Source organism: Gordonia sp. ALPHA1B1, assembly GCF_005502615.1.
Taxonomy (GTDB): Bacteria; Actinomycetota; Actinomycetes; order Mycobacteriales; family Mycobacteriaceae; genus Gordonia; species Gordonia hongkongensis.
In genome coordinates, this window is the sequence record NZ_SCOC01000011.1 from 53,804 (window position 1) to 73,820 (window position 20,017).

General features: G+C 70.0%; 9 protein-coding genes. 5 read left to right on the top strand and 4 right to left on the bottom strand.

Going from position 1 to position 20,017, the window contains the following annotated elements; genetic code table 11:
• Positions 1-43: 43 nt before the first annotated feature.
• From FFS52_RS09725 to FFS52_RS09735, 3 genes are all read left to right on the top strand, one after another.
• Positions 44-13,921 (top strand): non-ribosomal peptide synthetase, encoded by a 13,878-nt coding sequence (locus FFS52_RS09725; protein WP_137809556.1) that lies wholly within the window; start codon positions 44-46, stop codon positions 13,919-13,921.
• Between the two features lie 121 nt (positions 13,922-14,042).
• Positions 14,043-14,270, top strand: coding sequence for an MbtH family protein (locus FFS52_RS09730; protein ID WP_006360234.1), 228 nt, complete (start codon positions 14,043-14,045; stop codon positions 14,268-14,270).
• Positions 14,271-14,575: 305 nt separating this feature from the next.
• Positions 14,576-14,893: a hypothetical protein gene (locus FFS52_RS09735; RefSeq protein ID WP_006360233.1), complete on the top strand. Its 318-nt coding sequence runs from the start codon at positions 14,576-14,578 to the stop codon at positions 14,891-14,893.
• Positions 14,894-15,013: 120 nt separating this feature from the next.
• Here FFS52_RS09735 and FFS52_RS09740 read toward each other — a convergent pair whose 3' ends face one another.
• Together FFS52_RS09740 and FFS52_RS09745 are read right to left on the bottom strand one after the other, a co-directional pair.
• Positions 15,014-15,649 (bottom strand): DUF4190 domain-containing protein, encoded by a 636-nt coding sequence (locus tag FFS52_RS09740; protein WP_068972028.1) that lies wholly within the window; start codon positions 15,647-15,649, stop codon positions 15,014-15,016.
• 80 nt (positions 15,650-15,729) lie between these two features.
• Positions 15,730-16,263 carry a DUF4878 domain-containing protein gene (locus tag FFS52_RS09745; RefSeq protein ID WP_006360231.1) on the bottom strand — a complete coding sequence of 178 codons (534 nt, stop codon included), beginning with the start codon at positions 16,261-16,263 and terminating at the stop codon, positions 15,730-15,732.
• A gap of 132 nt (positions 16,264-16,395) precedes the next feature.
• Here FFS52_RS09745 and FFS52_RS09750 point away from each other — a divergent pair, with 132 nt between their 5' ends.
• Both FFS52_RS09750 and FFS52_RS09755 read left to right on the top strand, forming a co-directional pair.
• Positions 16,396-17,496: an LLM class flavin-dependent oxidoreductase gene (locus tag FFS52_RS09750; RefSeq protein WP_078113102.1), complete on the top strand. Its 1,101-nt coding sequence runs from the start codon at positions 16,396-16,398 to the stop codon at positions 17,494-17,496.
• Positions 17,493-18,161 (top strand): CE1759 family FMN reductase, encoded by a 669-nt coding sequence (locus FFS52_RS09755; protein ID WP_137809557.1) that lies wholly within the window; start codon positions 17,493-17,495, stop codon positions 18,159-18,161. The genes FFS52_RS09750 and FFS52_RS09755 overlap by 4 nt, the downstream gene beginning before the upstream one ends.
• Before the next feature lie 7 nt (positions 18,162-18,168).
• On the opposite strand, the gene FFS52_RS09760 is transcribed toward FFS52_RS09755, so the two are convergent.
• Positions 18,169-19,185 (bottom strand): pirin family protein, encoded by a 1,017-nt coding sequence (locus tag FFS52_RS09760; protein WP_137809558.1) that lies wholly within the window; start codon positions 19,183-19,185, stop codon positions 18,169-18,171.
• A 56-nt stretch (positions 19,186-19,241) separates the two neighbouring features.
• Positions 19,242-19,997 (bottom strand): acetoacetate decarboxylase family protein, encoded by a 756-nt coding sequence (locus FFS52_RS09765; protein WP_058252004.1) that lies wholly within the window; start codon positions 19,995-19,997, stop codon positions 19,242-19,244.
• Positions 19,998-20,017 lie beyond the last annotated feature (20 nt).

Sequence of the window (20,017 nt, forward strand, 5' to 3'; positions counted from 1 at the left end):
CAGGACGAGACGGCAGGCGACGAGGCGAGATGGAGGCCCAACGGTGACCGATGTGGTGCATGTGGCGACGAGGTCCGACGTACCGGCCATCGTGTTCGGTTCGCGTCGCGTCAGCTACGCCGAGTTCGGTGCACGGGTCGACTCACTGGCTCGTCATCTGATCTCCATCGGTGTCGGACCCGACGTCGCCGTCGCGGTCGCCATCCCGCGGTCGGTCGAGCTTCTCGTCGCCATCCACGGCGTCGTCGCGGCGGGCGGACACTATGTCCCGCTCGACGTCGACGCGCCGTCCGACCGCACCCGGTACATGCTCGACACCGCCGATGCCCGGCTCGTTCTCGTCGCCGCCGAATCCGCTGTCGCGCTGCCGACGGACGTCACCGCGCTGGTGGTCGACACGACAGTCGAGGTCGACCTCGCCACCGCACCGGTCACCGACGGCGAACGGCTTGCGCCCCTCCAGTCCGCCGACGCGGCCTACACGTTGTTCACCTCGGGGTCGACGGGTCGTCCGAAGGGTGTGACGGTGTCGCACGCGGCGATCGTGAACCGCCTGGAGTGGATGCGGGACTGGTATGCGATCAAGGACTCGGACGTCTTCGTGCAGAAGACGCCGGTGACGTTCGATGTGTCGGTGTGGGAGTTGTTCCTGCCGTTCGCGGTGGGGGCGACGTTGGTGGTGGCCGAGCCGGATCGGCATGGTGATCCGCGGTATCTCGCCGAGTTGATCACGGCCGAGAAGGTGTCGGTCATCCATTTCGTGCCGTCGATGTTGTCGGTGTTCCTGGATGTCCTGGGCGATCGGGTGGGTGAGCTGTCGTCGTTGCGGTTGACGTTCACCTCGGGTGAGGCGTTGACCGCGCCAGTGGCGCAGGCGTTGGTGGCGGCGTTGCCGGGCAACGAGGTCCACAATCTGTACGGTCCGACCGAGGCGGCGGTGGACGTGACCGCTCATCAGGTGCGGGCGGGGGAGACGTCGGTGCCGATCGGCGTCCCGGTGCCGAGCACCACCACCCTCGTCCTCGACTCGCGACTGCAGCTCGTGCCCTCGGGCGTGCCCGGGGAGCTGTATCTGGGGGGCGTGCAACTCGCCCGCGGTTACGCCTCGCAGCCCGGCCTGACCGCCGAACGGTTCGTCGCCAGTCCCTTCGCGGCTCCCGCGCGCGGCGAGGCGGCCGACAACACCGACGGTTTCGGTGAACCCGGTGAACGTCTGTACCGTACCGGCGATCTCGTCCGCTGGAATGCGCGTGGCCAGTTGGAATACCTGGGCCGCACGGACTTCCAGGTGAAGCTTCGCGGACAGCGACTGGAGCTGGGGGAGGTCGAGTCCGTCCTCATGTCGGCGCCGGGTGTCCTCCACGCGGCCGCCACCGTGGCGAAGGTGTCCGGGCAATCACACCTCGTCGCCTATGTCTCGCCGGCGTCGGTCGACATCGACGCGGTGAAATCGGTTGTCGCGCGGACACTGCCGGCCTACATGCGGCCGACGGTGTGGATGGCACTCGAGCAGCTGCCGCTGAACAGTGCGGGCAAGGTCGCCCGGCGTAAGCTGCCGGTCCCCGAACTCACCGTCGAGGAATTCGCCGCACCCGAGTCCGACGCCGAGACCTCGATCGCGGCCATCGTCGCCGATGTGCTGGGCGCCGACCGGGTCAGCGTGACGCAGTCGTTCTTCGACCTCGGCGGCAACTCGCTGTCCGCGGCGCGTGTGGCGGCGCGCGTGGCCGACCTGCTCGACGTCGACGTGTCGGTGGGCGACCTGTTCGACGCGCCGTCGGTGCGGGATCTGGCCGCCCTGGTGTCCGGACGCGGCCGGAGCGTCCCGCGCGTCACCGCGATGCCGCGGCCCGCGCGGTTGCCGTTGTCGACGGCGCAGAGCCGCATGTGGTTCATCAACCAGTTCGACACCGCCTCGGCGGCCTACAACATCCCGATGGCCCTGCGGCTGACCGGAGCCCTCGACCTCGACGCGCTCGCGGCCGCGGTCGGCGACGTGGTCGCCAACCACGAGATCCTGCGCACCACCTACCCCAGCGACGAACAGGGGCCGTTCCAGCTCGTCACCGATGCCGACACGGCCCGCGCCCGCCTCGACTGGCAGGCGGTGGAGACCGAGGATGATCTGTTCGTCTCCGCGACCACCGGCTTCGACGTAGCCGCCGAGTTCCCCCTCCGGGTCAGGGTCCTGCGCCGCGCCGACGACGTGGTGGACGTCGTCGTCACCGTGCACCACATCGCCTTCGACGGTGAGTCGACCCCGGTCTTCAAGCGCGACCTGCTCGGCTCGTACCTGGCCCGGACGAACGCCGCACCACCGGTCGCCGCGCCCGCGGTCCAGTACGCAGACTTCGCGCTGTGGCAGCGCGAATACCTGGGCGCCGCCGACGATCCCGGCGCACCGATGGGTCGTCAACTCGCGCACTGGCGCGAGGTCCTCGCGGATCTGCCCGCGGTGACCGACCTGCCGATGGATCGCCCGCGGCCGGCCGTGCTCGACACCGCGGCCGCCGTCGAGTCCGTGACCGTCGACGACGCGCTCGCCGCCGCCCTGGAAGACTTGGCGCGCAACCGCGACGTCACGATGTTCATGGTGCTGCACGCGGCACTCGCCGTCACCGTCGCGCGGCTCGCCTCGACCCGGGACGTCGTCATCGGCACACCCATCGCCGGCCGCCCCGACGCCGCGCTCCACGACCTCGTCGGCATGTTCGTCAACACGCTCGTGCTGCGCACCGACGTCGACCCGGCATCGACCGTCGACGACCTCATCGCCACGATCCGCGCCGCCGACCTCGATGCCTTCGCGCACGCCGACGTGCAATTCGATGATCTGATCGAGGAACTCGCGCCCGAGCGGTCCACGGCCTATCCGCCGCTGGTCCAGATCGCCTACACCCTCGTCGCCGCCGGCGGACGGCCGGAGGAGATCGACCGGGTGGAGCTCTCGGGTCTGAGTGCCGAACCGCTCGGGGCCGCCGCCCCGATCGCCAAGTTCGACCTCACCGTCTCGGTGTCCGAACGGACCGGGTCGTCGCCGATGCGGGCCGACTTCCTGTACGCCACCTCGTTGTTCGACGCCGCGACCATCCGGCGCTTCGCCGAGGTCTGGCTGCAGGTGATCGCCGCGATGGCCACCGACCCGTCGCTGCCCGTCGGAGACGTCGACATCGTCGGCATCGACGCCGCCGCCCTCAGCGCGCCGAGCCGCAACTCCGTCGGCGAGACGGCGCCGGCCGCCGACGGCGGGGTCACCGAGCCGGTGACCCTCACCGAACTCCTCGCGCGGCGCGACCTCGACCCGCATCGTCCGGCACTGGTCCACGACGGCACCGAGATCTCGTACGCGGAATTCGAGGAACGGACCAATCGTCTGGCTCGCCAGTTGATCTCCCGCGGGGTCGGGACCGGTGACGTGGTCGCCGTCGGCCTCGAGCGGTCGATCGGGTCGGTGGTCGCCGTGTTCGGTGTCATCAAGGCGGGTGCCGCCTACGTGCCGATCGACCCCGCCTACCCGAGTGACCGGATCGCGTTCATGGTGGCCGATTCCGGTGTGCGCCTCGGCATCACCGATGCGCCGACGCGGGACAGGCTGGGAGAATCATCCTGCGAATGGCTCGAACTCGCCTCGCTGGACGATCCGGCCGTCGCCGGTGGACCCGTCACCGACGCCGAGCGTCATCGGCCGGTCCTTCTCGACGACCTGGCCTATCTCGTCTACACCTCCGGTTCCACCGGACGGCCGAAGGCGGTCGGGGTTCCGCATCGCGGCATCGCGAACTTCGTCGCCGCGCTGACCGAGGTCACCGGAACGCCGGCGCAGGCCCCCGACACCCGTGTCCTGCACGTCGCATCCCCGAGCTTCGACGCCTCGGTGCTGGAGATGATGTGGTCGATCGCGGTCGGGCACACCCTCGTCGTAGCGCCCGCGTCGGAGTACGCCGGCGACGCACTGGGCCGCATCCTCGAGCGCGATCGGGTCACCGACACCCTCATCACCCCCACGGTGCTGGCGACCGTCGATCCGCGCCGGGGCCGCACCGTCCGCAACCTCGTCACCGGTGGCGAGGCCTGCCCACCCGAGCTGATCGCGCGGTGGGCCACACCGGAATCCGGCCGCCGGATGTTCAACTTCTACGGCCCGTCGGAGGCCACCGTCTGGGCGACCACCGGACGATCCGAGCCCGGTGCGCCCGTGACCATCGGACGACCGGTCCGCGGCTTCGCCGCCTACGTGCTCGACGGCCGTCTGCACCCGGTACCCCAGGGCGTGGTGGGTGAGCTCTACCTGTCGAGCGGCGACTCGCTGGCGCGCGGATACCTCGGCCGCCCCGGCCTCACCGCGTCGTCGTTCGTGGCCGACCCGTTCGCCCGCGAGGCGGGCCACCGCATGTATGCCACCGGCGACCTGGTGCGGATCACCGCGACCGGCGAGATCGAGTTCGCCGGGCGCGCCGACCACCAGGTCAAGATCAACGGCCAGCGAGTCGAACTCGGCGAGATCGAATCCGTTCTCGGTGACCAGCCGGGCGTCGGCTCGGTCGTCGTGACCGGTGTCGACGACGACCACGGTCGCACCCGGCTCGTCGCCTACCTCGTGGGCGACGACACCGCCGGCGACCGCCTCGACGCCGACGCCGTCCTGGCCGGGGCGGCGGATCGGCTTGCCGGACACATGATCCCGCACTCGGCGATGGTGCTCGACGAGCTGCCCGTGACCCCGGGCGGCAAGCTCGACCGGCGCGCACTGCCGGTGCCCGAGTTCACCACGCCCGCCGACGGATACGTCGCACCGGCGACGACCGCCGAAGAGACCCTCGCGGCGATCGTCGCGGGGCTGCTGGGTCTCGACACCGTCTCGGTCACCGAGTCCTTCTTCGCGCTCGGCGGCGACTCGATCATGTCCATCCAGCTCGCGTCCGCCGCGAAGGCCGCCGGGTTGTCGCTGTCGCCGCGAGAGATCTTCGAGCAGAAGACCATTCGCGCGATGGCGCGGGTGGCGTCGGCAGGTGGGGACCGGGCCCCGATGCTCGCGGAGCCCACCGACGATGCGGCCGGACGGGTCGATCTCCCGCCGATCGTGTCCTGGCTCGTCGACGCCGCGCGGACGCCGGCCGACCTCGCCGACTTCAACCAGTCGATGGTGCTCACGGCACCGGCCGGACTCACCGTCGCCCACCTCGGCGCGGTGCTCGGCGCGGTCGTCGACGCGCATCCGATGCTGGGTGCGCGCCTGGAGTCCGTCGGGGACGCCCAGACCGGGGGCACCCAGACCGGTGACACTTGGACCCTCACCACCGGAACACCTTTCGATCCCGGCGCCTCGATCGTGTCGGTGGCGACGGACACCGTACCCGGCGAGGCCGGGTTCGCCGATGCGCTGGTCGACGCGCATGCGCAGGCGGCGCGCCGCCTCGACCCGGCCGCCGGGCGGCTGGTCGCCGCGACGGTGGTCAGCGGCGCCGCACCCGGGGAATCTCCCGACGAGGCCGACCGACCCGCACGAATCGTGCTGGTACTGCACCACCTCGCCGTCGACGCGGTGTCCTGGCCGATCCTGATCGAGGATCTGCTCACGGTCCACGCCCAGCTGGTTTCCGGGCAACCCGTGACGGTCCGCGCCGAGGAGACCTCGCAACGTGCGTGGCAGCGGGCACTCACCGCGCAGCTCGACGCCCGTCGTGGCGAAGCCGGGTACTGGCTCGAGCGCTCCCCGGCCGTCCCGACCGACTTCGGTGCGCCGCTCGACCCCGACCGCGACCGATACGGCACCCTGACCTCGATCGTCCACCGCGTCGACCCGGCCATCGTCGACCCGTTGACGACGACTGTGTGCGAGGCGTTCTCGGCGTCCGTCGTCGACGTCCTGCTCGGCACCCTCGCGCGCGCGGTCCGCTCCTGGCAACATGATCGCGGCATCGCCGACGCCGCTCCCGTCACCGTGCTCACCGAGGGGCACGGCCGATACGAGGACGTCCTGCTCACCGGCCCGGACCCGCGTCGCGCCGACCTGTCGCGCACGGTCGGCTGGTTCACCTCGATCGCCCCGCTCGCCCTCGATCCGGCCGACGACGTCGTCCACGCGGTCAAGGCGGCCAAGGAAGAACGCCTCGGCATGCCCGACTCCGGGATCGGGTTCGGCCTGCTGCGTTACGCCGCCGACGGCCGCGGCCCCGGCGACCCGGCCGCGCAACTGCATTCGCGTCCGCTGCCGACGATCGCGTTCAACTATCTCGGGACCCGCGGTACGACCGGTCAGAGCGAGGACCCGACGACCCCGGACGGGGCCGACCCCCTGTCGTCGGTCGCCCCGTCGTCCGACACCGCAGCACCGGCCGGTGCGGGCTTCCTGCCCGCACCCGACGCGCCGTTCCTGCCGGCCACGGTGTCCGACGGGGTGGCGGCCATGAGCGTGCTGACGGTCAACGCGAGCACCGGTGCGTCCTCGAAGGGGCGTGTGCTCTCGGCCGATCTGCAGTTCCCGGCGGCGATCCTGTCGCCGGAGGATGTCCGCGACATCGCACGACGGTGGACCGCGGAACTCGCCGACGTCGTCCGCCTCGTCACGGACGGCGTCGACGTCGGCCGCTCGCCGTCGGATGTCCCGGGCGCCGAGGTGACCCAGCATGACTTGGACGTCGTGGCGCAGCGGTTCCCCGGCGCGCAGGTCTGGGCCCTGTCGCCGCTGCAACGCGGGCTGTACTTCCAGTCCCAACTCGCGGGCGCCGATGAACTCGATGTGTATGTGACGCAAGCGGTTCTGCACCTCGAGGGTGAGGTCGACCTCGAGCGGCTGCGCACCGCGGTGGTCGCACTGCTCGATCACCACCGCACCCTCAAGTCGGGGTTCGTCCGGGTGCCCAGCGGGCACGTGGTCACCGTCGTGCCCGAGACGGTGCCGCTGCGCTGGCGCGTGCTCGACGTGCCGACCACCGCCGAGGTGGATGTCCGGGCTGCCGTCGACGAGGTGTCGGCGGCCGAGCGCACCGAACCGTTCGACCTCGCCGACCCGCCGCTGCTGCGAGCGGTGGTCGTGCGCCACGCACAGGGCACGAGCGTGGTCATCACCAACCATCACATCCTGTTCGACGGCTGGTCCGGGCCGCTGGTGTTGGCCGACCTGCTGGCGCTCTACGCGACCGGGACCCCGTTCACCGGTCAGGGAACGACCGAACGCACCGACTTCGCCGACTACCTGGCCCGCATCGCCGACACCGACCTCGACGCCGGTCTCGCGGCGTGGCGACGAGTCCTCGAACCGGTCGAGGAGCCGACCCTGGTCGCCCCCGGACTCACCGGCCACTCCGTCGAGGATGCCGAGAACGACTCCGCGACAGAACATCTGCCGCGCGAGCATCGCTGGGTCCTCGAACCCGACCTGGTCTCGGGTCTCGAGCGCACGGCGCGGCAATCCGGTTCGACGACGGCCACGGTGTTGCAGCTCGCCTGGGCTGTGCTGCTGTCCCGGCTGACCGACAACCGGGTGGTCACCTTCGGCGAGACCGTGTCCGGGCGTCCCGCCGGACTCGACGGCGTCGAGTCGATGGTCGGCCTGTTCATCAACACGCTGCCCGCCGTCGTCGACGTCGACCCGGACGCGACGATCGCCGAGGTGCTCGGCCGGTTGCAGTCGGACAAGACCGCCGTCCTCGATCATCAGCACATCGGCCTGCCAGAGATCCTCACCGCCGTCGGGCGGCCGCAGCTGTTCGACACCCTGACCGTGCACGAGTCCTATCCCGTCGACAATGACTCACTCGCCGGCGGTGCCGCCAGTGCCGCAGTGGGACTGTCGATCCGGGACGTCGAGGTCTCCGACGCCACGCACTACCCGCTCAACCTCGCGACCTCGCCGACCGCGTCGGGCATCGCGGTCCGGTTGACCTATCTCCCCGACGCCTTCGCCGACGACGAGATCGCCGTCTTCGCACGGTCCCTCGAACGCATCCTGTGGACCATCGCGAGCGACGCACGGACTCTGATCGCCGACATCCCGCCGATGTCGGAGGTCGACGAGACCCGCCTCGACACATGGTCGGCCGGCCCGGAGCTGATCCCGTCCGGCACCCATGTCGCCGATCTCCTGCTCGAGCGCGTCGCCGCGTCGCCCGACGCGATCGCGGTGGAGAGTCCGGCCGGGGCCTCGACCCGCGCGCATTCGACCTATGCCGAATTGGGAAGCAGGGTGAGCGTTCTCGCCCGGCGGCTGGTGGGTCTGGGGGTCGGACCGGAGGTCGCGGTCGGCGTGTGCATCCCGCGGTCGACGGAGATGATCGTCGCCGTCCACGCGATTCTCGCCGCCGGTGGGCAATTCGTGCCGATGGACCCGGCCGCGCCGGCCGATCGCATCGACTATCTGGCGCGCACCGCCGATGTCGCGGCGGTGCTGATCGGCCCGGGACTGGTCCCGGCGGGCATCGAGGCCCTCGACCCCGGTGTGACCGTCGTGGCCGTCGACGACGACTCGGACGCCGGTGAGCCGGCGTCGCTCTTCGCGCCGGCGGAGCGTTCGTCGGCAGTCGTCGGCGCGAATCCGGCCTACACCATCTTCACGTCGGGTTCGACCGGTCGTCCCAAGGGCGTCACGGTGAGTCACCAAACCCTGCGCGCCCATCTCGACTACGACCGCGGCGCCTACGATTTCGGCCCCGACGACGTCTTCCTGCAGGTGTTGGAGCTCACCTTCGATCCGTCGGTCGGCGAGATCCTCCGCCCGCCGCTCTCGGGTGGCCGCCTGGTGGTCATGGAGCCGGGTGCGCATCGTGACCCGGTCGCCGTCCTGCGCTACCTCGCGGACTTCGGCGTGACGTCGGCGACGCTGGTGCCCTCGATGCTCGCCGTGCTCACCGAGGTCGCCGATCCCGAACAGCTGCGCGGTCTCTCACGGCTGCGCTACCTGCACACGGGCGGCGAGGCGCTCCCGCAGAGCGTCGCCGAGACCGTGCGCGAGCTCATCCCGCATGCCCCCGTCAGCAACCAGTACGGACCGACCGAGGCGACCATCTACGCGACCGTCGCGCGGGTCGCGGGAGACTCGGTCTCCATTGGACGGCCCGTCGCGAACACCACCGCGCTGGTGCTCGACCATCGATTGCGCCCGGTGGCACCGGGATTCACCGGCGAGCTGTACCTCGGCGGCATCCAGTTGGCACGCGGATACACCTCGCGACCCGCGCTCACGGCCGAACGCTTCGTGCCGAACCCCTACGGCGCGCCGGGGTCTCGCCTGTACCGGACCGGTGACCTGGTCCGCTGGCGAGCCGACGGTGAGCTGGAATATCAGGGCCGCACGGACTTCCAGGTGAAGCTGCGTGGCCAGCGGATCGAGCTCGGCGAGATCGAGTCGGCCCTCACGTCGGCGCCGGGCGTCGTGTACGCGGCGGCGGCCGTCGTCGAGACCCCGGCCGGGCAGCAACTCGTGGCCTACCTGACGCCGTCGTCGGTGGACCTGGACGCGGTCAAACACTCCGTGGCGCAAGCGCTCCCTGAGTTCATGCGTCCCGGGATGTGGATGCTGCTCGACGAGATGCCGCTGAGTAGCGCGGGCAAGATCGTGCGACAGCAGTTGCCCGCGCCGACCGTCGACACCGCCGCGATCGTGCCGGTCGCCGGCCCGCGGGAAGCGGCGGCGGCGTCGGTCTTCGCCGAGCTGCTGTCGATGTCGCCGGAGAACGTCGGCGCCACCACGAACTTCTTCGACATCGGTGGCAATTCGCTGTCGGCGATGCGGGCGGCGGCCCGGCTCGGAGACGCCCTCGATGTCGATGTGACGGTGCGTGACGTCTTCGAGGCGCCGACGCCGCGCCTGCTGGCCGAACGCCTCGGCGACCGTACCGGCGGACTCCCGCCCATCGTCGCGGTGACGCCTCGTCCCGACCGGATCCCGTTGTCGTACGCCCAGCAGCGGATGTGGTTCATCAACCGTTTCGATCCGACGCTGGCGGCCTACAACATCCCGGCGGTGATGCGCCTGACCGGTGATCTCGATCCGGCCGCGCTCGGCGCCGCGATCGCCGACGTCGTCGCGCGCCACGACATCCTCCGCACCACCTATCCCGAGACCGGCGGTCAGCCGGTACAGCTGATCGCCCCGGTGGCCGACATCGCGACCCGGCTCGACCACGAGTTCGTGCCGACCGCAGCCGGGCGCGACGGGGGAGAGGTCGTACTGGCCGCGGTCACAACGGGATTCGACCTCGCCGTCGACTGGCCGGTGCGGACCAGGCTGATCGAGATCGGAACCGGTTCCGGGACATCCGAGTACATTCTCGCGGTGGTCCTGCACCACGTGGCGTCCGACGGCGAATCCCTCGGGCCGCTGGTCACCGATCTCACCGCCGCCTACCTGGCACGGGCCGCCGGTACAGAGCCGTCGTTCGAGCCACTGCCCGTCCAGTACGCCGATTACGCCATCTGGCAGCGCCGCGCCCTCGGCGATGTCGACGACGCGGCGTCGGTGATGGGTGCCCAGCTGGAGTACTGGAGCGCGCACCTGGCCGGGATGCCCGATCTCCTGGAACTCCCGACCGATCGGCCTCGCCCGGCGGTCGCGTCGCAGCGTGGCTCGCGCGTGTCCTTCACGATCCCGGCGGACGTCACCGCCCGGATCGACACCGTCGCCGACGAGTTCGGGGTCACCCCGTTCATGGTGCTGCACGCGGCGCTGGCGGTCCTGCTCGCCGACCTGTCGGGAACCGACGACGTGGCGATCGGCACGCCGATCGCCGGACGTGGTGCCGCGGTACTAGATCCGCTGGTCGGCATGTTCGTGAACACGCTCGTGCTGCGTACCGCCCACGCGGCCGGTGACACGTTCGTCGACGTCCTCGGTCGCGTCCGACGCACCGACCTCGATGCCTTCGCCCATGCCGATCTGCCGTTCGAGACCCTCGTCGACCGGCTCAACCCGGTTCGTTCCGAGGCGTTCGCCCCGCTCACCCAGGTGTGGCTGACCCTGGACCAGGCGGTGGTCCCCGAGCTCGCCGGACAGTCGCTGTCGGCCGATCTCGGCGACATCTCGGTCAGCCCGCTCGACGCGGGCGAGGTGCCGGCGAAGGTCGATCTGCTGTTCTCGATCGCGAAGGCGGAGGCGGGCGAGACCTGGTCGGCGGCACTGCAATACGCCACCGATCTGTTCGCGGAATCCACCGCCACCGGCTTCACGGCCCGATTCGTCAACCTGCTCGGCGCGCTCACCGCGACCCCGAGCGCCCCGGTCGCCGCGGCGCCCATCCTGCTGGCCGGTGAGGCCGAGTCGCTGGTGCCGGTACACGGCGGCCAGGCCGCCGAGGCCGTGTTGCTGGGCGAGCTGTTCACCGAGGCCGGCACGCGGTACCGGCGTCGTACCGCGGTGGTCGACGCCTCGGGCGCCACCCTGTCGTACTCCGCGCTGCACGCCCGGTCCAACCGCCTGGCGCGCTGGCTGATCGGTCGCGGCGTCGGTGCGGAAACACTGGTGGCGCTTGCGATTCCCCGGTCCGTCGACCTGTTGGTCGCGATCTGGGCGGTCGCGAAGACCGGCGGCGGTTACGTTCCCATCGATCCGGATTACCCTGCCGAACGGGTCGCGACGATGGTGGAGGACTCCGGCGCCCGGATGGGGCTGTCGGTCCACGCCGTCGGCGCGTTGCCGGACGAGGGCTTCGAGTGGCTCCGCCTCGACGACGCCGCGGTGGCCGCCGAACTCGACGCCACGTCGGATGCCCCGGTGGACCCGGCCGAGCAGACCGGTCCGGTCAGAACCGACAACGTCGCCTACGTCATCTACACCTCGGGGTCGACGGGACGCCCCAAGGGCGTCGCGGTGTCGCATTCGGGACTGCGCAACTTCGCCGTGGCGAAGTCGAGGGCGCTGGGAACCGAGGACGGGGCGGTGGTCCTGGGATTCGCGTCGCCGAGCTTCGACGCCTCGGTGCTCGAGTACCTCCTCGCGACGGTCAACGGCGGCACGCTCGTCTACCGGCCGTCGACCGCGGTCGGCGGTGCGGAGCTGCAGGAGTTCATGCAGCGACACGAGGTCGCCACGACCTTCCTCACGCCGTCGGTGCTGTCGACGCTCGACCCGGCCGCGCTGCCCAGCCTGCAGGCGGTCTCCGTCGGCGGCGAGGCCGTGCCGCAGTCGGTGATGGACGCCTGGGCGCCACACACCCGCATCCACAACGGATACGGCCCGACGGAGACCACGATCATGGTCGCGGTCTCCGAAGCGGCGGCGCCCGGCGACCCGGTCCGCCTCGGTGGTCCGCTGCCCGGCCTCGAGTTCCTCGTGCTCGACGCCCACCTGCGTCCGGTGCCGGTCGGTGTGGCCGGCGAGCTCTACGTCCTCGGCCCCGCACTCTCGCGCGGCTATCTCGACCAGCCCGGCCTGACCGCCGCGCGTTTCGTCGCCAGTCCCCTCGCCGGGGCCGGACGCCGCATGTACCGGACCGGCGACGTCGTGCGCTGGCGCGAGTCACCGTCGGGCGACCTCACCCTCGAGTACTCCGGTCGTAGCGACGATCAGGTGAAGCTCCGCGGCCTGCGCATCGAACTCGGCGAGATCGAGGCGGTGCTGCGCTCGGCGCCCGAGGTGCGTTCCGCGGTCGTCGTCGGCATCGGCTCGTCGGGGACCCCGAGTTCGGTGGCGTCGAGCCTCGCCGCCTATGTCGTCGGTGACGGTGTAGAGGTGGACGCTCTTCGTGGTCTGCTGGCCGCGCAGCTGCCCGGGCACATGGTGCCTGCCTCGATCACGGTGCTCGACGAGTTCCCGCTGACCCCTGTCGGCAAGCTGGACCGAGCGGCGCTGCCGGCTCCCGAGGTGGCTTCCGTCGAATTCGTCGCCCCGGCCACCCCGGTCGAGCAGGCGATCGCCGATGCCTACGCCGAGGTCCTCGGCGTCGAACAGATCGGTGCCACCGACAGCTTCTTCGACCTCGGCGGCAACTCCCTCTCGGCCACCCGGGTCGCGGCGGCGCTGCGCGACCGCAACGGCTTCGACATCGAACTCGCGTGGTTGTTCAGCGATCCGACGGTGCGTGGCCTGGCCCGCCGACTGGCCGAGGACAACGCGGTGAGCAACGACGTGGTGATCAGCCTCCGCGGCGAGGGTTCGCGGCCGCCGCTGTTCTGCGTGCACCCGGCCGGCGGCCTGGCGTGGTTCTACGGCGGGCTGGCACCGCACCTGCGGGATCGGCCCATCTACGGACTGCAGGACCCGCATGTAGTGACCGGAGAGCCGAGCGTGACCGACGCGCGGGTGCTGGCCCGGCGCTATGTCGAGGAGATCCGGCGGGTCCAGCCGCATGGCCCCTACCATCTGCTCGGCTGGTCGGTCGGCGGCGTGATCGCCCACGCGATGGCCGTACACCTCGTGGAACTCGGGCAGCAGGTCGCCTACCTGGGGATCATGGACTCCCGCCCGGAGGACGAACCGGTGATCGTCCACGACGTCCCCCAGCACGGGGAGCCGGTCGAGGCGGCCGCGGCGGAGCCCGGGCCGGCGATCGAGCCGGACGCGTCCACCGTGGTCGACGTCCTCGGCGGCTGGCGGGATCTCTTCGATCTCGGCGACGACGTGCAGGCGTCCACCTCCGAGGAGGTCACCGCGATCATCCGGCAGCAGATCTCCGGCATGGGCCTGCTCGCGGAGGATCAGGTGGAACGCATCATGGACAGCTTCGAGTCCTCGACCCAGGTGGTCCTCGACTACCGGCCCGATGTCTTCGCCGGCGACGTACACGTGTTCACCGCGACCGAGGACAAGGACGACCCGTCGACCCTGGCCGCGGCCTGGCGGCCGTTCGTCACCGGCGCCGTCGACAACGTCGATGTGGCCACCCACCACCTCGGGATGGCGAACGCCGACGCGCTCGCGGTCGTCGGCCCCGCGCTCGATGCCCAGCTGTCGCAGGTCGACGGCCTCGGCGAGCGGACACCGGAATGAGGGGATTTGCGTGACATCATCGACCTGACCTCGCGTGAATCCGGGCGGCGAGCCACTACGTTCGACAACAACAAAGCAGGCGGGTGACGACAGTCGCCGTGCCGATGGAGAAAGGACACCCATGACGAACCCATTCGACGACGAGGACGGCCGCTTCTACGTGCTCGTGAACGACGAGAACCAGCACTCGCTGTGGCCGACGTTCGCCGACATCCCCGCCGGGTGGACCAAGGTCTTCGGCGAGGACAGCCGCGCCGCGTGCCTGGAGTACGTGGAGCAGAACTGGACCGACCTCCGGCCCAAGAGCCTCATCGAGGCGATGGAGGCGGACAAGAGCGGCGACGCCTGAGTCGGTGACGGGCCCCGACACTCGCGATTGCGAAAGTCGGTCGTGCTCGAATATCGGGACAGTTGCACGTGGATAACAGGTAAAGAATCAACCCAGTGGTGACCTGTCGCAACTGCAGTCACAGCCGTAACATCGGATTGCAGCACAGTTACCGAAATTGTTGTGGAATATCCCACACATGTTGAGTCAGTGTTCTACTAGTTGAATGAGGTAGGGCACACTTGGTTGAAGGATCGCATGAGTACCAACGTCAGGGGAGGCGGGGACACAGCGATCGACGCTCCACGGGCGGGAAGGCAGTAATCATGGACCAGCTACTACTGGATGACATCCAGACACGAGGGGCGATCACGCCCCACCTGACCGCTGTTCGGCTGGGCGATGACGCTCTCACCTACGGTGAACTCGCCGATCGCGTCGAGGACTACGGCAGCGTGCTGGCCGAGTACGGGATGTCGCCGACCTCGGCGTTCTACGCCGCACTGATGCACTGCATGCCGTCTCTCGTGGACATCGACCCGGTTGATTCCCGGTTGCAGGTCATCGGCGAGATCCAGGCCTGGCTCGGCCGCGAGCGCGGCGAGGTCGCCTCGGTCCGGCCCCGACTCCGCGCGGTCAGCTAGAGGCCCGCACCGACATACCCGACGAGACCCGCCGACAGGCGGGTCTCGTTGTTTCTGCGGTCGTGCGACTGTGGCGGCGACAAGCGTGGCGGCGACAGGCCTCGAACAGTGCGCCTGCGGCTACAGCCCGGCGAGGAGCAGAACGAGGAAGAGGATCGGGCCGCCGACGATCACACTGCCGGCGCCGGTCACGATGCCCGTGATCGCGCGCCCGGTGCCCTTGCGCTCCGCGGGGGCGCGTCGAACCTGCCTGACTCCGACCGCGCCGGCGACGACGGCGATCAGTCCGGAGATCGCGCCCAGTCCCAGCAGGAGGGTCAGGGGTATGGAGATCAGCCCGGAGGTCAGCGCCAGCGAGGCAGCCGGTGCGACGGAACGGCCGCCGACGGGCCGGGTCAGGTACGGCGCCGAGCGCGCCGGAAAGGTCCGCGCGGGCAGCGGCATCGCGGCAAGGGGTGCCCGGCGGGCGTTCTCCAGGTCCCAGAAGTCGCCCACCGGCGGCAATGCGGCATGTTCCCGTGCCGGCAGCCGGCCGGCGTTGCGCGTCACCATCCGCGGTGACGATTCCGCCGCGGGCTCGACCCTGGTCGGCAGCTTCGGCGACGCGGGTACCGCAACATGCACGTCGACCCGCGTGCCGGTCGGTTCGGCCGCAGCCGGCAACTCGGTGTCGTCGAGATCATTGACAAGCGGCCACCGCGCCTGCCGCTGGGTCACCGGCGGAGCGAACGGTTGGGTGGGATGATCGGTACGCACGTACACCTCCTCGCCGCCCGGCTCCGGGTCGGAACCGCACCTGTCCGAGTGTAGGCGAGGAGGCGACGTACGCCGTGGGTCTAGTTGCCCTCTTGCTGGCCGCTGCCCATGCTGATCAGCTGCTGAATGGCGTCACCACTGAGCTTCCAGTCGCCGTCGACCTTGACGAAGCCGAGTTGGATGTCGACCGGCGTCGAAGAATGCGGGCTCTTCACCGCGACGGTCGCGGTGGCCTTGTCGCCGTCCTCGGTGACCTCTTTCACCGAGAACGCGTCCGGGGTGTATCCCGCGGCGGAGGCGCCCTTGGCGAAAGCCATCGCGGCCGGCTTGGTCGCGGGGTTGGTGACGTCGATGACCTGGTCGAGCTCCTCGGAGGAGGTGTTCGGGTCGATGGCCTGGCGCAGGGTTTCCTGTGCGTCGTCGTTGCTGAGCCCGGTGACCTCGTCGACCGCGTCGCTGGCGGCGGTCTCGACCTGGCTCGCCGCGGACTCGACGGCGGTGGACACCGCGCTCGTCGCCTCGTCGACGGTGTCGGTGGACTCCGAACAACCGGTGGCGACGAACAAAGCGGCCCCGGCGAGGGTGACGGCAGCGACGGACTTCCGGATCTTCATGCGACTCTCCTCGATGCAGTTGTCTATCCGCGGCGCTTTCCCGCAGTGAGCCAACACTAACTCACCGGCCATTGGAATTAATCGGACCGCGGTCCGGTTATGCTCGGTGTAACCATCACAAGGAGGCGCGACATGCAGTTCGGACTCTTCAGCGTCAGTGACATCACCACCGACCCGACCACGGGCACGACGCCCACAGAACACGAGCGGATCAAGGCAATCGTGCAGATCGCCAAGAAGGCCGAGGACATCGGGCTCGACGTGTTCGCGCTCGGTGAGCACCACAACGAGCCCTTCTTCTCGTCGTCGCCCACCACGACCCTGGCCTACATCGCGGCGCAGACCGAGCGCCTGCAGCTGAGTACCGCGACCACGCTGATCACGACCAACGACCCGGTCAAGATCGCCGAGGACTTCGCGATGCTGCAGCATCTGGCGGACGGGCGTGTCGACCTGATGCTCGGGCGCGGCAACACCGGTCCGGTCTATCCGTGGTTCGGCCAGGACATCCGCCAGGGGATCCCGCTGGCGATCGAGAACTACCACCTCCTGCATAGGTTGTGGACCGAGCATGTGGTGGATTGGGAAGGACAGTTCCGGACCCCGCTGACGTCCTTCACCTCGACGCCGCGCCCGCTCGACGGCGTGGCACCGTTCGTCTGGCACGGTTCGATCCGCAGTCCCGAGATCGCCGAGCAGGCGGCCTACTACGGGGACGGGTTCTTCGCGAACAACATCTTCTGGCCCAACGAGCACTTCCAGCGGCTGATCAACTTCTATCGCGAACGGTACGAGCACTACGGCCACGGCAAGGCCCACCAGGCCATCGTCGGGCTCGGCGGACAGTTCTTCATCCGGCCGAAGTCGCAGGACGCGGTGCGCGAGTTCCGCCCGTACTTCGACAACGCGCCGGTGTACGGACACGGTCCGTCGCTCGAGGACTTCACCTCGCAGACGCCGCTGACCGTCGGCAGCCCGGCCGAGTTCGTCGACAAGACGCTGACCTTCCGGGAGACCTTCGGCGACTACCAGCGTCAGCTGTTCCTCGTCGATCATGCGGGACTGCCGCTCAAGACCGTGCTGGAGCAGCTCGACCTGCTGGGCGAGGTGCTACCGGACCTGCGCGCCGGGTTTGCGGAGGGACGTCCCGACGACGTTCCCGACGCGCCGACGCACGCGTCGCTCGTCGCCGCCCGCCAGGAAGCCGATCAGGATGTGGAGGTGTCCTCGTGACCGCCCTGCGGATCGTCGCGGTGAATGCCGGTCTCTCCGAACCGTCGTCGACGCGACTGCTCGTCGACCGGATGGTCGCCGCCGTCACCGAAGGACTCGGGGCGGGCCGCTCGGACGTCGAGATCGTCGACCTGCGTGACCTCGCCGCCGACCTGGGACAGGCGATGACGGTCGGCTTCGCCTCGGGCCGGGCACGCGCGGCACTCGACGCGGTCGAGGGGGCCGATGCCCTGATCGTGGCGACCCCGATCTTCAACGCGTCGTACAGCGGCCTGTTCAAGATGTTCTTCGATCTCGTCGACATCGACGCCATGTCGGGCAAACCGGTGCTGATCGGGGCGACCGGCGGCAGCCCGCGCCACTCGATGGTGCTCGACCACGCGCTGCGACCGTTGTTCGCCTACCTACGTGCCGTCGTCCTGCCGACCGGCGTCTACGCCGCGTCGGCGGACTGGGCGGGCGCCGGTGGGGACACCGCATCGTTGAACGACCGGATCGGCCGTGCCGCAGCCGAACTCGTCTCGCTCCTCGGACCGAGGGGTGGCACAGGGCCGGGGAATGCCGCCGACGGGGAACCGCCGCGCGCGGCCGTGGCCGACGGCAGGCAGCAGGCGGTCGAGGCCGCGGGGATCGCGAACTTCGCGAGGTTGCTCGGAACGGCGTGATGCGCCCTCACCCGGGGTCGGCGCGCCCCGGGGTGTTGGCCCGGGCGCGCAGCCGTGAGTGCGGCAGCGGCGGCGCGGGCAGGTGCTGCGTCGAACCGACGTAACCCTGCACCTGCCCGAAGCGTTCGCTGCGCGCCTCCCACTGGTCCCGGAAGCCGACGATGTCGTCGTGTGTGCGCCCGATGAAGTTCCACCACATGACGATGTCCTCCGCCAGCGGTGCGCCGCCGAGGAAGATCACCCGGGCGTCGGTCTCGGCGACGTTGGTGAGCGTAATCCGCCTTGCGCCCAACCCGATGTAGCCCAGCTCGGTGCGGGCCAGCGGTGCGGCGTCGGCGACGGCGACCTCGACGCTTCCGGTGTCGACGAGAATGCCGTGCTCGTGTTCGGGGTCGACGTCGATGTCGACGGCGGCGCCGGGTGCGAAGTCGAGCTGGGCGCCGGTCAGCGGCGTGAACGTGTGCACCGGCGAGCGGGTGCCGAACAGTTCGCCGAGAAAGACCCTGGCGGTGACCCCGCCGAGGTCGAGAGCATCGGGCCGGTGGTGTGCGAAGTCGCGTGCGGTGTCGGCATTCTCGGCCGGCAGCGCGACCCACAGCTGTACCCCGTGCAGGGTGGTGGTGTCGGGTGTGGAGACCTCGGTGTGTGCGATGCCGTGCCCGGCGGTCATGAGGTTGATCTCGCCGGGGCGGACCATCGCGTGGTTGCCCATCGTGTCCCGGTGCTCGACCTCGCCGGTGAACAGCCAGCTGACCGTCTGGAGTCCGGTGTGCGGGTGTGGAGGCACGTCCATCCCGCCGCTGCTCGCGACGTCATCGGGGCCGTAGTGGTCGATGAAACACCAGGCTCCGATCAGCGAACGTGACCGCTGCGGGAGGGTCCGGTGCACCGTCATCGCGCGTGGGCCGCCGAGCGGTACGTCGCGCGCGGTCAGGACGTCCATGTGGAGGAGGCCCGAACCTGCGGCGACGCCGGCATCGGCATGGCACTCGACCTCGACCGGGTCCGTCTCGAGATTGCTCATGGAACCATTGTCCGCGACCGCGGCACGGACGTCCGCGAACCCGGCGGAGATCGCGGTCAGACCAGCGTGGGGTTCTCGAAACGCATCGTGATCCGATCGACCGAGCTCGACATCAGGGCGTGCCGCCCCAACTGCAGGGATCGGAGTTCGTCGGCGATGGGGTGGTCGCCGAGGGTCAGGCGCGCGCCACCGATGCGGGTGCGGGTCCCGGTGGTCGAGGTGAGCCGCCACGGTGTCATCCGCGTGATCCCGTCGAGCTGCGAATAGGCGTGCAGCACGGTGTCGGCGGTCGAGTCCGGGACCTTGAGTCCCGGCTTCACACTCAGGTCGGCCACGAGTGCGCCGTCGGACACGAGGCGGCCGCGTCTGGTGGCGGAGGAGTGATCGACCTCGAACTCGGCGAGTGTCTTCGGGAATCCCCAGATGCCGCGCCCGGCGGCCAGGGTGAAGTCGCCGTCGACGGGGAGCCGGTGCACCAGCGCACGCGCGTCCCCCTTCAGCAGGGAGCGCAATGCCCGGATCGGTGAGGCGGGTGGGGTGGTCGGATCCTCGACGAGGAAGCACACGCCGAACTCGTTGTACGGTCCGAGGTCGCCGTCGACGTAGTCGACGAACACGAGCATGCACATGGTGCGACCCGGTCGGATGCGCAACGGGCGAAGCGTCCCGGGCTGTGCCGATTCGGCGTCGATGGCCCGTGCCACGGCCCGGGTGTCGGCGGTGAAACCGGCGACGAAGCACCGTGCGTGCCGGATCTCGACCGGCATGGTCACCGGGGTGCCGAGTACATCGTGCGTCGAAGGTGCGCTCACCTTTTCTGCTCCTGCGTGTC

Excerpts from the sequence above, each read along its gene's own strand:
- FFS52_RS09730 (WP_006360234.1), top strand. The coding sequence starts at position 14,043 with ATGACGAACCCATTCGACGACGAGGACGGCCGCTTCTACGTGCTCGTG.
- FFS52_RS09735 (WP_006360233.1), top strand. The coding sequence starts at position 14,576 with ATGGACCAGCTACTACTGGATGACATCCAGACACGAGGGGCGATCACG.
- FFS52_RS09745 (WP_006360231.1), bottom strand. The coding sequence starts at position 16,263 with ATGAAGATCCGGAAGTCCGTCGCTGCCGTCACCCTCGCCGGGGCCGCT.
- FFS52_RS09750 (WP_078113102.1), top strand. The coding sequence starts at position 16,396 with ATGCAGTTCGGACTCTTCAGCGTCAGTGACATCACCACCGACCCGACC.
- FFS52_RS09760 (WP_137809558.1), bottom strand. The coding sequence starts at position 19,185 with ATGAGCAATCTCGAGACGGACCCGGTCGAGGTCGAGTGCCATGCCGAT.